At 63.8% G+C, this 15,241-nt stretch carries 16 protein-coding genes; 12 read left to right on the top strand and 4 right to left on the bottom strand.

Features of this window, described 5'->3' with window-relative positions; translation table 11 throughout:
• Positions 1 to 10: 10 nt before the first annotated feature.
• The 3 genes from modB (at position 11) to NLY36_RS04575 (ending at position 2,235) form a co-directional block, all read left to right on the top strand.
• Positions 11 to 715: a molybdate ABC transporter permease subunit gene (gene modB, locus NLY36_RS04585; RefSeq protein WP_023667413.1), complete on the top strand. Its 705-nt coding sequence runs from the start codon at positions 11 to 13 to the stop codon at positions 713 to 715.
• On the top strand, positions 712 to 1,824 hold the full coding sequence (gene modC / locus NLY36_RS04580; RefSeq protein WP_023735949.1) for a molybdenum ABC transporter ATP-binding protein: 1,113 nt from the start codon (positions 712 to 714) through the stop codon (positions 1,822 to 1,824). Before modB ends, modC begins: the two co-directional genes overlap by 4 nt.
• Positions 1,825 to 1,893: 69 nt before the next feature.
• Positions 1,894 to 2,235, top strand: coding sequence for a winged helix-turn-helix domain-containing protein (locus tag NLY36_RS04575; RefSeq protein WP_023667411.1), 342 nt, complete (start codon positions 1,894 to 1,896; stop codon positions 2,233 to 2,235).
• 201 nt (positions 2,236 to 2,436) lie between these two features.
• Here the strand turns inward: NLY36_RS04575 and cobF are convergent, their stop codons facing one another.
• Entirely contained in the window at positions 2,437 to 3,210 is a 774-nt protein-coding gene (gene cobF, locus NLY36_RS04570) for a precorrin-6A synthase (deacetylating) (protein WP_023735948.1), read from the bottom strand.
• Positions 3,211 to 3,357: 147 nt separating this feature from the next.
• Here cobF and NLY36_RS04565 point away from each other — a divergent pair, with 147 nt between their 5' ends.
• From NLY36_RS04565 to NLY36_RS04540, 6 genes are all read left to right on the top strand, one after another.
• Positions 3,358 to 4,374, top strand: coding sequence for a DUF4424 domain-containing protein (locus NLY36_RS04565; protein ID WP_023735947.1), 1,017 nt, complete (start codon positions 3,358 to 3,360; stop codon positions 4,372 to 4,374).
• On the top strand, positions 4,374 to 4,892 hold the full coding sequence (locus NLY36_RS04560) for a dihydrofolate reductase (protein WP_023667408.1): 519 nt from the start codon (positions 4,374 to 4,376) through the stop codon (positions 4,890 to 4,892). The genes NLY36_RS04565 and NLY36_RS04560 overlap by 1 nt, the downstream gene beginning before the upstream one ends.
• 145 nt (positions 4,893 to 5,037) lie before the next feature.
• Positions 5,038 to 6,147, top strand: coding sequence for an FtsH protease activity modulator HflK (gene hflK / locus NLY36_RS04555; RefSeq protein ID WP_023668331.1), 1,110 nt, complete (start codon positions 5,038 to 5,040; stop codon positions 6,145 to 6,147).
• Positions 6,147 to 7,124, top strand: a complete 978-nt coding sequence (gene hflC / locus NLY36_RS04550) for a protease modulator HflC (protein WP_023735946.1) — start codon at positions 6,147 to 6,149, stop codon at positions 7,122 to 7,124. Before hflK ends, hflC begins: the two co-directional genes overlap by 1 nt.
• 4 nt (positions 7,125 to 7,128) lie before the next feature.
• The gene (locus NLY36_RS04545; RefSeq protein WP_023668333.1) at positions 7,129 to 7,314 is read left to right on the top strand and encodes a DUF2065 domain-containing protein; all 186 of its coding nucleotides are present in this window, start codon (positions 7,129 to 7,131) and stop codon (positions 7,312 to 7,314) included.
• A gap of 239 nt (positions 7,315 to 7,553) precedes the next feature.
• The gene (locus NLY36_RS04540) at positions 7,554 to 9,071 is read left to right on the top strand and encodes a DegQ family serine endoprotease (RefSeq protein WP_023668334.1); all 1,518 of its coding nucleotides are present in this window, start codon (positions 7,554 to 7,556) and stop codon (positions 9,069 to 9,071) included.
• Between the two features lie 43 nt (positions 9,072 to 9,114).
• Here the strand turns inward: NLY36_RS04540 and NLY36_RS04535 are convergent, their stop codons facing one another.
• Positions 9,115 to 9,687 carry a GNAT family N-acetyltransferase gene (locus tag NLY36_RS04535; RefSeq protein WP_023735945.1) on the bottom strand — a complete coding sequence of 191 codons (573 nt, stop codon included), beginning with the start codon at positions 9,685 to 9,687 and terminating at the stop codon, positions 9,115 to 9,117.
• Positions 9,684 to 10,571: a phosphoserine phosphatase SerB gene (gene serB / locus NLY36_RS04530; RefSeq protein ID WP_023735944.1), complete on the bottom strand. Its 888-nt coding sequence runs from the start codon at positions 10,569 to 10,571 to the stop codon at positions 9,684 to 9,686. The genes NLY36_RS04535 and serB overlap by 4 nt, the downstream gene beginning before the upstream one ends.
• On the opposite strand from serB, the gene miaA reads away from it, so the two are divergent.
• Together miaA and NLY36_RS04520 are read left to right on the top strand one after the other, a co-directional pair.
• A complete protein-coding gene (gene miaA, locus NLY36_RS04525) occupies positions 10,561 to 11,544 on the top strand; it encodes a tRNA (adenosine(37)-N6)-dimethylallyltransferase MiaA (protein WP_023712472.1) in 984 nt (327 codons plus the stop codon). The two genes, serB and miaA, sit on opposite strands and share 11 nt — an antisense overlap.
• Positions 11,545 to 11,674: 130 nt before the next feature.
• A complete protein-coding gene (locus NLY36_RS04520) occupies positions 11,675 to 12,466 on the top strand; it encodes a GGDEF domain-containing protein (RefSeq protein WP_023668337.1) in 792 nt (263 codons plus the stop codon).
• Between the two features lie 220 nt (positions 12,467 to 12,686).
• Here NLY36_RS04520 and NLY36_RS04515 read toward each other — a convergent pair whose 3' ends face one another.
• Positions 12,687 to 14,519 (bottom strand): ATP-binding protein, encoded by a 1,833-nt coding sequence (locus NLY36_RS04515; RefSeq protein ID WP_023735943.1) that lies wholly within the window; start codon positions 14,517 to 14,519, stop codon positions 12,687 to 12,689.
• Between the two features lie 152 nt (positions 14,520 to 14,671).
• Between NLY36_RS04515 and NLY36_RS04510 the strand changes: the two genes are divergently transcribed.
• On the top strand, positions 14,672 to 15,238 hold the full coding sequence (locus NLY36_RS04510) for a helix-turn-helix domain-containing protein (protein ID WP_023668339.1): 567 nt from the start codon (positions 14,672 to 14,674) through the stop codon (positions 15,236 to 15,238).
• Positions 15,239 to 15,241: the final 3 nt, after the last annotated feature.

Genomic DNA, 15,241 nt, shown 5'->3' with positions numbered 1-15,241 from the left:
CGGCTGACGCATGAACTGGCTGCTGGACCTCACTCCCGACGAATGGAATGCGGTCCGGCTGTCGATCAAGGTGGCGACGGTGGCGATGCTGTTCAGCCTGCCGCCGGGCATCTTGATGGCGCTTTTGCTGGCCCGCGGAAAATTCTGGGGCAAGACGCTGCTCAACGGTGTGGTTCACCTGCCGTTGATCCTGCCGCCGGTGGTGACAGGTTATCTCTTGCTGCTTACCTTCGGCCGGCGCGGGCCGGCGGGAGCGTTCCTGGCCGAGCATTTCGGCATCGTCTTCTCGTTTCGCTGGACCGGCGCCGCACTGGCCTGCGGTATCATGGGCTTTCCCCTGATGGTGCGGGCGATCCGGCTGTCGATCGAGGCGGTCGACCGCAAAATGGAGGCAGCGGCGGGAACGCTCGGCGCCAACCCGATTTGGGTCTTCGCCACCATCACGCTGCCGCTGATCCTGCCCGGGCTGATCGCCGGCTCGATCCTGTCCTTCGCCAAGGCGATGGGCGAGTTCGGCGCCACCATCACCTTCGTCTCCAACATTCCCAACGAGACGCAGACGCTGCCTTCGGCGATCTACACCTTCACGCAGGTGCCTGGCGGCGATGACGGGGCGCTCAGGCTGACGCTGATCTCCATCGTCATCTCGATGGCCGCATTGGTCGCCTCGGAAGTGCTGGCGCGGCGCGTCGGCCGGCGGATGGACATCGAATGAGCGTGCTGGTGGACATCAGCCATCGGCTCGGCGGTTTCGCCGTCGACGCGCGTTTCGAAAGCGCCGGGCGGCTGACGGCGCTGTTCGGGCCATCGGGCTCCGGCAAGACGACGCTGATCAACGTGATCGCCGGCCTGATCCGGCCGACCAAGGGCCGTATCGCGGTCGACGGCTGTGTGCTGGTCGACACCGATGCCGGCATTTTCGTGCCGAAGCACAAGCGCCGGATCGGCATGGTGTTCCAGGACGCGCGGCTGTTTCCGCATATGAGCGTGGCCGGCAATCTGCGCTATGGCCGCTGGTTCACGCCACCGGCGGAGCGCTATGCGGATATCGACGCGGTCGTCGAACTGCTCGGCATCGGTCCTCTGCTCGACCGGCGACCGGCAAAGCTCTCGGGCGGCGAGAAGCAGCGCGTGGCGATCGGCCGGGCGCTGCTTGCCAGCCCGAAACTGCTGTTGATGGACGAGCCGCTGGCCTCGCTCGACGATGCGCGCAAAGCCGAGATCCTGCCCTATATCGAGCGGCTGCGCGACGAGACCAAGCTGCCCATCGTATATGTCAGCCACTCCGTCGCCGAGGTGGCGCGGCTGGCCAGCGACGTGGTGGTGATGGCGCAAGGCAAGGTCGCTGCCTCAGGCCCGACCGGCGCGATCATGCAACGGCTCGAATTGCTGACGGCGGAGGAACGCGGCGAGGGCGGCGCGGTGCTCGACACCAAGGTGCTGCGCCATGATGAGATCTTCGGGATGACCGTGCTCGGCTCGGCGGCGGGCGAAATCCGGGTGCCGCTTCTGGCGGTCTCGGTCGGCGCGCCTGTGCGCATCCGCATCCGCGCCCGCGACGTGATGATCGCCACCGAACTGCCGAAAGGTCTCAGTGCGCTCAACATCCTGCCGGGCACCATCGTCGCAATCGGTCCGGGCGAGGGTCCGACGGTCGAAATCGGCATCGACTGCAATGGCGCAACCGTGCTTGCCCGCATTACCGAACAATCCAGGCAGGTGCTGAAACTTCATCTCGGCGGCAAGGTGTTCGCGGTGATCAAGACGGTCAGTTTCGACCGTGCCAACACCGGCGCCGGGCTGCCGGCCGAAGCGGATGGCTGATAGCCGCTATATCGTTTTGGAATAGCGCTATGGGTCGAGAGGGGCTAGTGTGACTGTGGAGGACAAGAGATGCCGTCGCTGAGCCTGCGGATAAATCTCGATCCGGACGGGCGCATAGGTCCGGGCAAGATCGAATTGCTGGAGCAGATCGCCACTTTCGGCTCGATCTCGGCTGCGGCACGCGGCATGGAGATGTCCTACAAGCACGCCTGGGATCTGGTGGAAGATATGAACCGTGTGTTCGGCAAGCCACTGGTCGCGGCGCAGACCGGCGGCAAAAAGGGCGGCGGCGCACAGCTGACCTCAGTTGGCCTTGCAGTTGTCAGCCGTTTTCGCGCTATCGAGCGCGCTGCGGCGGCAGCGGCGGCCACGCATATGGACGCCTTGCAGGCGGAGATTGATGCTGGGTGAGGGTTGAAGCTTGCGATCCGTCACACCCCCCTCTGTCCCTGCCGGACATCTCCCCCGCAGGGGGAGATCAGCTAGCCCGTAGACGGGCGCTAATCTGTTAGGCGATTGGCGAAATCCTCCGTGACGGCCAATCTCCCCACTAGAGGGGGAGATGTCCGGCAGGACAGAGGGGGGCGCGAAGGAACTCGACCTTTGAGCGCGCTATTCCTCGGGCTCTCCTGCTTTACGCAGCAGATAGGTGTCCATGATCCAGCCCTTTCTTTTCCGGGCTTCTTCTCTCGTCCTCTCAATCTCCTCGCCGACATCACCCAGGCGACCGGAAACGATGATCTCGTCCGGTGTGCCGAGATAGGCGCCCCAATGGATGATCAGATCCTTGTCTGCCAGCGTGTTGAAGGCGCATTTGCCGTCGAGCATGACCACGGCGCTGCCGGCATTGTGCGGCATGCCTTGTTCGGCGAGGCGGCGGCCGGTGGTGATCAGCACGGGGTCGCCGATGCGGTTCAGCGCCATCTTGTGGCCGGCGGCTAGCGCCTGGACGGCGGTGATGCCGGGAATGACCTCCAGTTCGAATGCGACATTGCCCCTCAGTCGTACGCGCGCGAGGATGCGCAGCGCGCCGTCATAGAGCGAGGGGTCGCCCCAGATCAGGAAGGCGCCGCAGCCGTCCTCGGCAAGTTCGTCGCGGACCAGGCTCTCATAGATCTGGGCGATGGCCTCGTGCCAGTCATCGACGGTCGAGCGATAGGAAGGCGCCGGCTCGGCGCGCACCGGCACGTCGAACTCGACGCGGCGCGATTTCGGATTGCTGACGAAACGGTCGCAGATCTGGCGGCGCAATTCGGCAAGGTCGTTCTTCTTCGCCCCTTTGTCGGGAATAAACAGGACGTCCGCCCGGTTCAGGCCATCAATCGCCTGCACGGTCATATGATCGGGATTGCCGGCGCCGATGCCGATGACGAGAAGCTTGCGCATGACGCGAACTCCTGCCCGATCGAAACCTGTTAGTCCAGACCGCCGATTGGCGTGTCCAGACACTGTGGCGTCCTGTTGGGAGACGGAAGGCTTTGAAACGCCACACTGAAACGGCTAGGGTCGCGGCATTCTTGGCGAGGGGCTTCGATGTTGCAATATGTTCTGACCGTAGCGCTGGCGCTTTCAGCAGCGCCCGCGCTGGCCAATGATACGACCGCCGAACTCGGCACAGGTGGCCTGATCCTGTCGCGTAGCGACGCGGTGTCGATGCAAAGCGAAGACCTCTATATCTCGCCGGAAAAGGTCACGGTCGACTACGTCTTCCACAACAACACGGACAAGGATGTAAATGCCATCGTCGCTTTTCCGCTGCCGGACATCGAAGGCAATCCGGAGGAAATGCCGGCCATCCCGGAAAACCAGAGCGACAATTTCCTTGGCTTCGAGGTGACGATCGACGGAGCGCCGGCAAAGCCGCAGCTCGAGCAGAAAGTGTTCGCTGTCGGCATCGATATCGGCGCCGATCTGAAGGCGCAGAACGTGCCGTTCAATCCGTTCGGCGATGCGGCCAAGGCGGCCCTGGCGAATCTGCCGAAAACGGTCGCCGAGGATTGGGAAAACCGCGGCATCATCATCGAGGATACGGGCAGCGACGGTACCGAGGCGAAAAAGGTCTATACGCCGTGGTGGCAGTTGCGCTCGACCTATTGGTGGCGCGCGACCTTTCCGGCCAACAAGGATGTCCACGTCTCGCACCGCTACAAACCGAGCGTCGGCGGCACGTCATCGGTGAGTTTCTTCTATGACGGCAAGTTCTCCGAGGGCAGCCAGTATACGACCTACAAGACCCGCTACTGCATGGACGACAGCTTCGAGAATGCGGTGCGGCAGGCCGCCAAGGCCGACGGTTATCCGCATTTTTACGAGAACCGCATAGCCTATATCCTGACCACCGGCGGCAACTGGGCCAATGGCAGCATCGGCAAGTTCAAGCTAACCGTCGACAAGGGCAATCCGAAAGCGCTGATCTCGTTTTGCGGCGACAATGTCAAGAAGGTCGGGCCGACGACCTTCGAGACGGCGGCGCAGGATCTCTATCCCGAGCACAACATCGACATATTGCTTTTGGAGCCGTCGGATGACGGCGCCCGGGGAGCCAACTGATGGACGTCGCGATCTATGTCGCCATTGCGCAGAACGGCGTCATCGGGCGCGACGGCGGCTTACCGTGGCGGCTGTCCACCGATCTCAAGCGCTTCAAGGCCGATACGATGGGCAAGCCCGTCATCATGGGCCGCAAGACTTATGAAGGCATCGGCCGGCCGCTGCCGGGCCGATTGAACATCGTGGTGACCCGCGACAAGGCCTGGCGCGCCGAGGGCATAGAGGTGGCGCACTCGCTGGAGGCAGCGATCCAGCTGGCCACGGTGCGCGGGCGTTGCATGGCCGGCGTCGACGAAATCTGCATCATCGGCGGCGGCGAGATCTATGCGCAGGCGCTGCCGCTGGCAGACCGGCTGCACGTCACCCATGTGCTGGCGGCGGTCGATGGCGACGCGCATTTTCCCGACATCGATCCGGATTTGTGGCGCCTTGTCAGCGCTCAGGACGTTCCGGCCGGTGAAAAGGACAGCCATGCGACGCGCTATTCGGTTTACGAGCGACGCCGCGGCGTGCATTGAGACGATAAAAGGGTCGCGAACGTCCAAAACGGACATGCTCGGCAGCGGATCGCGTTGAAAGCGCATCGCTGCGTCCCTATAGAAGAACAACTGGATTTTGCGCCGCAACGTCGGCGCTGAGGGAATCCCAAGCGAAAGGACATTCATGCCCTGGAACGACAAGAGCGGCGGCGGCGGCCCATGGGGCGGCGGCGGCAACAATCAGGGACCCTGGGGGCAGGGACCGAAGGGGCCTAGCGGCCCGCCGGGGTCACCTCCCGATCTCGAAGACATCATCCGCCGCGGCCAGGACCGGCTGCGGCGCGCGCTGCCCGGTGGCGGCGGCGCCAGCCCGGCCGTCTTTGCGCTGATCGCAGCGGCTCTGATCGTGCTGTGGGCGTTCAAGGCGGTCTACACCGTGCAGCCGGACGAGGTTGCGGTCGAGCTGCGCTTCGGCAAGCCGAAGGCGGAGCTGTCGCAGCCGGGTCTGCATTTCCATTGGTGGCCGGTCGAAACCGTCGAGACGGCCAACATCGCCGAACAACTCGTCGATATCGGTGGTGGCGGCGCGACGAGCGGCAACTCGTCGGGGCTGATGCTTACCGGCGACCAGAATATCGTCAACGTCCAGTTCTCGGTGGCCTACCAGGTCTCCGATCCGCGGGCCTATCTGTTCGACGTCTCCGATCCCGAAGGCATGCTGCAGCAGGTCGCTGAAAGCGCCATGCGTGAAGCCGTCGGCCGGCGACCGGCGCAGGACATCTTCCGCGACGACCGTCAGGGCATCGCCGCGTCGGTGCGTGAAATCATCCAGACGACGCTGGACGGCTACAAGGCCGGCCTGAATGTCAACGCGGTTTCGATCGAGGACGCGGCGCCGCCGCGTGAAGTGGCCGACGCGTTCGACGAAGTGCAGCGCGCCGAGCAGGACGAAGACAAGTTCGTCGAGCAGGCCAACCAGTATTCCAACCAGAAGCTTGGCCAGGCGCGTGGCGCCGCGGCGCAGATCCGCGAGGACGCGGCAGCCTACAAGAACCGTGTCGTCCAGGAAGCCGAAGGTGAGGCGCAGCGCTTCATCTCGGTCTATGACGAATACGCCAAGGCGCCCGATGTTACGCGCCGGCGGCTTTATCTGGAAACGATGGAGAAGGTGCTGAAGGATTCCAACAAGGTCATCGTCGAACAGGGCAATGGGCAAGGGGTCGTTCCCTATCTGCCGCTGCCGGCACTGCAGCCGAAGGCGCCGGCGCCTGCGACCACGGGAGGAGCCCAGTGATGGCCAATCGTCTTCCCATCATCGCGGTCATCGCGGCCGTGCTTCTGTTCCTGCTCTACTCCTCGGTCTTCGTGGTCAACGCGCGCCAGCAGGCGCTCGTGCTGCGGTTCGGCGAGATCGTCGACGTCAAGAATGAACCCGGCATCTATTTCAAGGCGCCTTTCGCCTTCTTCGACGCCGACAGCGTGCAGTTGATCGAAAACAGGGTGCTGCGCTTCGATCTCGATAACATCCGCGTCCAGGTTTCGGGCGGCAAGTTCTACGAGGTCGACGCTTTCATCGCGTACCGCATCTCGGATCCGCGGGTGTTCCGCTCAGCCGTGTCCGGTCAGATCACACTGGCCGAAGCACGACTGAGGACGCGTCTCGATGCGGCGCTGCGCCGTGTCTACGGTCTGCGCGACTTCGAGGCGGCGCTCTCGGAAGAGCGGGCCGTGATGATGCGTGAAGTGCGCGATCAGCTGCGGCCCGACGCTACCTCGCTCGGCCTGCAGATCGAGGATGTGCGCATCCGCCGAACCGATCTGACGGCTGAGGTTTCGCAGCAGACCTTCGACCGCATGAAGGCCGAACGTTTGGCCGAGGCCGAACGGCTGAGAGCACGCGGCAAGGAGGCCGCGCAGCGCATCACCGCCCGCGCCGACCGCGAAGTGGTGGAAATCGTCGCCGAAGCGCGCAAGGAATCGGAAATCCTGCGTGGTGAAGGTGAAGCCCAGCGCAGCGCGACCTTTGCCGACGCCTACAAACGCGATCCGGCGTTCTTCGACTTCTACCGGTCGATGAATGCCTATGGCACGGCGCTGGACAACTCCGGGACGACGATGGTGCTGTCGCCGAACTCGGAGTTCTTCCGCTTCTTCCGCAATCCGGACGGGACGGACGCGAAGCTGGCGGCGCCTGCGGCTCCGGCGACGGCACCTGCCGCGCCGGCGACGGCACCTGCCGCGCCGGCTGCACAACCTGCACCCGCCCAGTAGGGCGGTGCAGGATTTCCTTGCGGCCATAGGCCTGGTCCTCGTCGTAGAGGGTCTGGTCTATGGCGGCTTTCCCGGCCTTGCCAAACGTCTTGCCGGCGAAGTGCTGTCGACGCCGGAAATTGCGCTGCGCATCGTCGGGCTGGTGGCGATCGCCATCGGCGTCGGCATCGTCTGGTTGGTGCGTGGCTGAGGACCGCTGATCTGCAATTCCAGGAAAGTGTGAGCGGTTTTCCGTCCGGGAATTGCGTAAAAGCAAAGGGATCGAACGGTTCGCCGTTTCCGCGAAACGGCGAACCATTCTAAGGTGTAACGGAGGATTTATCCTCCTGATGTGGCCATAGCCGCAAACGTGCCGTATTTCTTGCCAACATGACGCGACGCGGCGTTTTGCCGAAGCGCTTTTCTTTTCAGCAATCCGGGAGGCTTTCGATGACATCCAACACCCTTCTGCGCGCGGCGCGGCGGACGTTCATCGCAGGTGCTGCGGCACTTCTGGTCGGCGCGCTTGCCGTTCCAGCTTTCGTGACGCCGACGATGGCCGCGGACGGACCGGCTTCGGTTGCCGACCTCGCCGAAGGCCTGCTCGGTGCGGTGGTCAACATCTCGACCTCGCAGACCGTGAAGGGCACGGAAGGTCCGGGCGCGGTGCCGATGCCGCAGCTGCCCGAGGGTTCGCCGTTCCAGGATTTCTTCGACGACTTCTTCAAGAACCGTGGCGGCGACAAGGATGGCGGCGCGCAAAAGGTACAGTCGCTGGGCTCCGGCTTCGTGGTCGACGCCGAGCAAGGCATTGTCGTCACCAACAACCACGTCATCGCCGATGCAGACGACATCGAGGTGAATTTCTCCGACGGCGTGACGCTGAAGGCGACGCTGGTCGGCACCGACACCAAGACCGACGTGGCGGTGCTCAAGGTCGACCCGAAGGGCCACAAGCTGACGGCGGTGAAATTCGGCGATTCCAACAAGATGCGCGTCGGCGACTGGGTGATGGCGATCGGCAATCCGTTCGGCCTTGGCGGCACGGTGACGGTCGGCATCGTCTCGGCCCGCAACCGCGACATCAATTCCGGCCCCTATGACGACTTCATCCAGACCGACGCCGCCATCAACCGCGGCAATTCCGGCGGGCCGCTGTTCAACAGCCTGGGCGAGGTTATCGGCATCAACACGGCGATCATCTCGCCGTCGGGCGGCTCGATCGGCATCGGCTTCTCCATCCCCTCGCAGCTTGCCTCGGGCGTCGTGGACCAGCTGCGCCAGTTCGGCGAGACCCGTCGCGGCTGGCTCGGCGTGCGCATCCAGCCGGTGACCGACGACATCGCCGAGAGCCTCGGCATGGCCACCGCCAAGGGCGCGCTGGTGGCCGGCGTCATCAAGGGCGGACCGGTCGACAATGGCACAATTCTCGCCGGCGACGTCATCATCAAGTTCGACGGCAAGGACATCCATGAAATGCGCGACCTGCCGCGCGTCGTGGCGGAAAGCCCGGTTGGCAAGGCGGTCGACGTGATCATCGTGCGCAAGGGCGTCGAGCAGACGGTGAAGGTGACGCTCGGCCGGCTTGAGGACGGCGAGAAGGTCGCCGCCGGTGAGGACGGCACTACCGATGAGGACAAGGGCGGCGACAAGGCGCCCGCGGTCTCCACGGCCTCGGTGCTCGGCATGACCGTCGGCGAGCTCAATGACGACACACGGAAAAAATTCGGCATCGCGGCCGACGTCTCCGGCGTCGTCATCACCGACGTCACCAAGGATTCGGCCGCCGCCGAGCGCGGCATCCAGGCCGGCGAGGTGATCACCGAAATCGCCCAGGAATCGGTCGCGACCCCGAAGGACGTGATGGACCGGATCGGCGCGCTGAAGGAGCAGGGCCGCAAGAATGCGCTCTTGATGCTGGCGTCCAAGACAGGCGAGTTGCGCTTCGTGACGATCCGGATGGATTGAGTCCGGAAAGCCCTATAACCGATTGTCTTCAGGGAAAGGGCGGCTAGCGAGCCGCCCTTTTTCGTGCCTGCCAGTCCGTGCGCGACAGTTTGTAGAGGACATGCCGCTTGAGGTGCGGGTGGCTGTCAGGGATGGATGGGTGGTCGAAATCGCGAGCCGGGTCAGGGCTCATGCCAAGACGCTCCATGACGGCCGTCGAGCGGCGGTTGGCCGCGACGGCGAAGGAGACGATCTCGTCGCGGTCAAGCGTTTCGAAGCCAAAGGCGAGCCAGGCTTCGGCTGCCTCGGTGACGTAGCCCTTGCCCCAGAACTCGGGCGCCAACCGCCAGCCGATCTCGATCGTATCGGAGGGCAGGGACGGCACGTGATCGGTCTTTAAGAGGCCGACGAAGCCGATGCATTCCCCAGTCGCGGCGATCTCGGCGGCGGCAAAACCAAAGCCGTCCTCGGCGATCCAGCCCCGAAACTCGTCCATCTTGGCATCCGTCTCGGCGCGGTCGCGGCGGAACGGAAAGAATTCCATCACCCGCTCGTCCGAATTGATGCGGTGGAAGAGTTCGCGATCGCGGTCTTCCCAGTTGCGCAGGATGAGGCGCTCGGTGCGCATCGGTTTCATTGGGCGAACTCTTCCTGGCGGTAGCCCTGGAGATAAAGCAGCGCGGTGAGATCGCCATGGTCGATGCGGACCTTGGCTTCGCCAGCAACGGCCGGCTTGGCGTGGAGCGCGACACCGGTGCCGGCCAGGCGGATCATGTCGAGGTCGTTGGCGCCGTCGCCGACCGCAATCGCATCGAATGGCGTCAGGCCGAGGCGGGCCGAGATATCGTTCAGCGCATCGGCCTTGGCGGCGCGGCCGAGGATCGGCTCGGCGACCAGGCCGGCAAAGCGCCCGTTCTCCTCGATCAGGCGGTTGGCACGGTTTTCCTCGAAGCCGAGCATGGCGGCGACACGGCTGGTGAAGACGTCGAAGCCGCCGGAGACAAGCGCCGTCCAGGCGCCATTGGCGCGCATCGTCCGCACCAGGGCGCGGCCGCCCGACGCCAGCGTCAGGCGGTTCGCGATGATGCGGTCGACGACGGCGGCATCGAGGCCTTTCAGCAGCGCCACGCGTTCACGCAGCGCCGGCTCGAAAGCGATCTCGCCGTTCATCGAGCGTGCCGTGATGGCGGCAACGCGGTCCTTGACGCCGATCTCGTCGGCGAGTTCGTCGATGCATTCCTGGTCGATCATGGTTGAATCCATATCGGCAAGCAGGATTGTCTTGCGGCGGCTTTCGGCCTGCTGAACGATCACGTCGACCGGCTCTGAACCAAGTGCTGTGCGCAAGGCCGCACTTGCCTCAGCGGCTTCTGCCCCCTCGGGCAACACCAGATCGCAGGCGACGCCTTCGCCCAGCCAGCGAACAGCGCTTGCGCCGACCGACCGTGAGGCCATATTCGCAAGCGAGGCCGACATCGCGCGGCGGACGGGGTGGGACACAAGCGTGGCAATGAGCGGCATCGAGGCTTCCAAGCAGCTAGGCGAGGGCGGGCAGGCGGGCGAGGGCCGCGTGAAGGACGCGATCCTGATAGCCGGGCCGACCGCCAGCGGCAAGTCGGCGCTGGCGCTCGATCTCGCCGAGCGCAAGGGCGGCGTCATCGTCAACACCGATTCCATGCAGGGCTATTCGGTGCTCGACGTGCTGACGGCGCGGCCGAGCGCTGCCGACCTCGCCCGCGCGCCGCACTATCTCTATGGCCACGTGCATCCCTCCACCGCCTATTCCACCGGCGCCTGGCTGCGCGACGTGATGAAGCTGATCGATGACGGCACGCTCGCCCGACAGCCCGATGACGCCGGCTTTGAACGTCCGGTGATTTTCGTCGGCGGCACCGGGCTCTATTTTCGCGCACTTGCCGAGGGCATTTCGGAAATGCCCGACATTCCGCAGCAGGTACGCGACCGCTGGCGCTACGGGTTAAAGGAGCAAGGCGCAGCCAAGCTGCACCGCATCCTGATGCATGAGGATTCGGCAGTCGCCATGCAGCTGAAGCCGACCGACGGCCAGCGCATCGTGCGGGCGCTGGAGGTGCTCGACGCATCCGGCCGCTCCATCCTAGAATGGCAGGCAGCGCGCGGCCGGCCGCTGATCGACCGCGACAGCGCTCGGTTCTTCGTTATCGAGCCGGACCGCGCCGCCCTTGTCGAGCGGATCGAAACAAGGTTCGACCGCATGCTCGATCTCGGCGCGCTCGATGAGGTCAAACGGCTTGCGGCGCTTGGCCTCGATCCCGACCTGCCGGCGATGAAGGCGATCGGCGTTCGCGAACTTTCGGCCGCCATGGCGGGTGACATCAGCTTTCCTCAGGCCATCGAGCGCTGCAAGGCAGCGACGCGGCAATATGCCAAACGGCAAACGACGTGGTTTCGCCATCAGCTGGGACCGGAATGGCTGAGATTGCAGCCCGGCGGCCGCTTGCAAACCGCGATTTGATTTTCGTGCTGCCAATACAATTAAAGAAACAGAAGTAGGAATGAACATTCCCGCTCCGGTTGTCTGGATTAACCGTCCGTAAGGCGCCGGCATGCCATAGATCCGGCGGGTACTTTGCAACGGGAAGCAGATGCGTTTCCACAAGGCGGAATCCGCATTTTTCGTCTTTATTTTCGTGATCCTGGCCGCAGGCCTGGTGACGCTTTATGCCTATGGTCAATTGCAGTTCATCGCGGTCGGTCACGATACGACTTCCCGGGTCGAGAGGATCGCCTATCTCAACACGCTGCTGTTTGTCACCGGGGTGCTGCTGGCGACAGCGCTGTTCTTCGGCGTGTTCTTCATCTACCCGCTGATCCGTAGGCAGGCCACGGAAGAGGGCAAGCTGCGCGCCATGACGGTTTCGCTCAGCGCCCGCTCGGAAACGCTGCAGCATGCGGCATTGACCGACGGCCTTACCGGCATGCAGAACCGGCGCTACTTCGATGATGCGCTGAAGGAATATCTCGAGGAATTCCGCCGCATCGAAAAGCCCGTCGGGCTGATGATCCTCGACCTCGATCATTTCAAGCAGGTCAACGATACGCATGGCCACGATGTCGGCGACGAGGTGCTTAGGGCAGTCGCCAATTGCCTCAAAGGCATGACGCGCTACCACGATGTGGTGGCGCGGCTTGGGGGCGAGGAGTTCGCCGTCGTCACGCCCAACATGGATGCGGAGTTGTTGGGGAAGTTCGCCGAACGCATCCGCAAAGCGATTGCCAACATGTCGGTGCTGTCGGGCAATGTCCGCCTCAAGATCACCACCAGCGTCGGACTAGCCGTCTGGGATCGGAAGGAAACCGCCGAGGAATTCTACCGCCGCGCCGACCGCCAGCTCTACGAGGCGAAGAGGCAAGGCCGCAACCGCGTCTGCGCCTAAAATCCCGAAGAAGAATTCATGAGGCCGGTTGCCTGACGTGGCTTTCTCGACTTCCGGTGCTCACGGACTAAATGTCCGCTCCGCTCCGGCTTCTCGAAAGCCACGCCATTCAATCCGGCCTGATGAATTCCCTTTCGGGATTTTACCCAAGCGGCCAACGAAGCCGAGCCCTGGCGCTCCGGCGGCTTCTCAATTGGCCGGCAAGTCGCTACGCTGAAGGTCAATCGTTCTGCGGGCGCATGCCGAAGGTTGTGGGCTTGAGGCCGTAGCGCAGGTCGAAATCGTCGTCCGGCTGGACGCGCTGGGCGGTCGCCGGCTTGCGGTAATCGGGATCGCCGGCCTGGCGGCCGGAATCCACTGCTTCGGCGAAGGCCATCTGCTGCTGCGGTTTCGGGACGTTGCGCAGCCGCTCGACGATGGCGGCGAGATCGACGTCGTTGCCGTCCTGCGAGAACTCGTCCTGCTCTCGCTTGGCGGTGCCGGGGATAAGGTTCTCCGCCAGTTTTTCGAACTTCAGCCGCATGGTCGTCGCCACGCCTTCACCGAAGGCGATGGCTTCGCGCTGGCCCATGGAGGACAGAAAGGCCAGCGTCGAGGCGGAGGAATCGGCGATCGCCGAGCGGATGATCGCCTGGTCCTGCTCATTGGCCAGCCGCATGGCGAAGAAGGTCGAGCATTGCGACAGGATGGTCGGATCGAGTTCACCCGGGCGCTGGGTGACGACGCCGAGATAGCAGCCATATTTGCGGCCTTCCTTGGCGATGCGCGACAGTGCATGCCTTGTCGGGGCGAAGCCAAGGCGTGGATCGGCCGGCATATAGCGGTGTGCTTCCTCGCACAGCAGCAACAGCTTCAGCCGGCCCTCGCTCCACAGCGCAAGGTCGAAGGCGAGCCGAGCCAGCACCGAACAGACGGAGTTGACCACTTCGGACGGCATGCCGGCCATCTCGAAGCAGGTCACCGGGCGGCCATGATGCGGCACACGGAAAATATTGCCGATCGTCTCGTGGATCGTGTCCTCGATCAGCCGCGAATTGAACATGAAGCGATAGCGCGGGTCGGACGCGGCGGACTCGATGCGCGTCTTCAGCGATTTCAGCGTCGGGCGGTCGTTCTTGCTTTCCAAGAGGCCCATGCGCTCGTCGATCTGCTTGATGAGATCGACCATTCGGTAGGGCACCGGTGTGTCGGCGGTCAGCGCATCGCTGCCGCGGCGCACATAGGAGCCTGAATTGGGATTGCGATAGAGGTTCTTGGCGGCGGGGATCAGGTCGCGCAGGACATCGACTTCTTCCGGCACGACCTCTCGGCCGCGAAACAGGACTTCGGCGAATTCTTCGAGCCTGAACATCCAGAACGGCAGGTCAAGCGTCTTGGAATCGACCCGGACGCAGAACTCAGGCAGGGACGCCGCGAATTCATTGTGCGGATCGAGGATGAGGATGCGCAGATCGGGCCGGGCGGCGATCGATTTGCGCAGCAGCAGCGAGATGGCGGTGGATTTGCCGACGCCGGTTGTGCCGACAACGGCAAAATGGCGCGCCAGCGTGTCGTCGATGGCGATGTTGGCGTCGATCGACTCATCCTGCGACAGCGTACCGATGGTGATCGAATGACGCCCGGCGAGATCGTAGACCGCCTGCAGATCACGGGTACGGATGCGGTGCGCTATGGCGCCGATATGAGGATAGGTGGTGATGCCGCGGTCGAACACCGGTTTGGCCCCCGGTTCGGCGCCGTCGCGCACTTCGCCGATCAGCTCGACGCTGACCTCGATGGGATTTTGTCCCTCATTGCTCCAGGCGCGATCCGACTTGCCGATTTCGTAGACCAGACCAACGGTGCGCGATGTCCCGAGATTGATGGAGATCATCTTGCCGACGGTCCACAGGCCGGTGACCGCGCCTTCGATGTCGTCGGCATAGGCGCTGATGGTGGCGCGCGCACCGTCGCACTGCACGACGTTGCCGAGAATGCGCTTGTCGCTCTGCTCTGCGCGGCGGCGCTCCTGCGAGGTCGGTTCGCCGACGGAGGCTTCGCGCTCGACAAACATACGATCCGATCCCCATTCTCGTGGAGCGTCGATCCTACACAGACGGGGTTAAGGTGGCGTGATGCGGGATGGTGTAGCAGGGGTTAACCCGTCAGCGAAAATTCAACCGGCCGGCCTCTTTTCCGAATCCAAATATTCGATATATTGGACGAATGACTGATATAGCGAATGACATGTCGGCCACGATAGGCAGACGAATCCACGCCGAAAGAGCCTTGCGGGACTGGTCGTTGGCCGACCTGGCGAACCGCTCCGGCGTCTCCAAAGCCATGCTCAGCACTATCGAGCGCGGCATGACCAGCCCGACGGCCGCGCTGCTGGTGCGCATCGCCGCTGCTTTCGGCATGACGCTGTCGACGCTGATAGCACGCGCCGAGCAGCAAGGTGGCGGCCTGCTGCGCGAGAGTGAGCAGCCGGTTTGGCGCGACCCCGGTACGGGCTATGTCCGTCGGCATCTGTCGCCGGTTTCCGACACGCCGCTCGAATTGATCCGGGTGCAGTTGCCGGCTGGCGCCAGTGTGAGTTTCCCGGCGGCGTCCTATGCCTTCATCAAGCAGCAGATGTGGCTGATCTCCGGGCGACTTGAGTTCACCGAGGGTGATATGGTGCATAGTCTCGAGCCCGGCGACTGCCTGGCGCTCGGCGCGCCGTCGGACTGCACGTTCCATGCCGTCGGACCGCAGCCGGCCGACTATCTGGTTGCGCTGGTCAGGGGCTGAAAT

The organism is Mesorhizobium sp. C399B (genome assembly GCF_030323185.1).
Taxonomy (GTDB): Bacteria; Pseudomonadota; Alphaproteobacteria; order Rhizobiales; family Rhizobiaceae; genus Mesorhizobium.
This window is presented reverse-complemented; position numbering and strand designations above follow the sequence as displayed.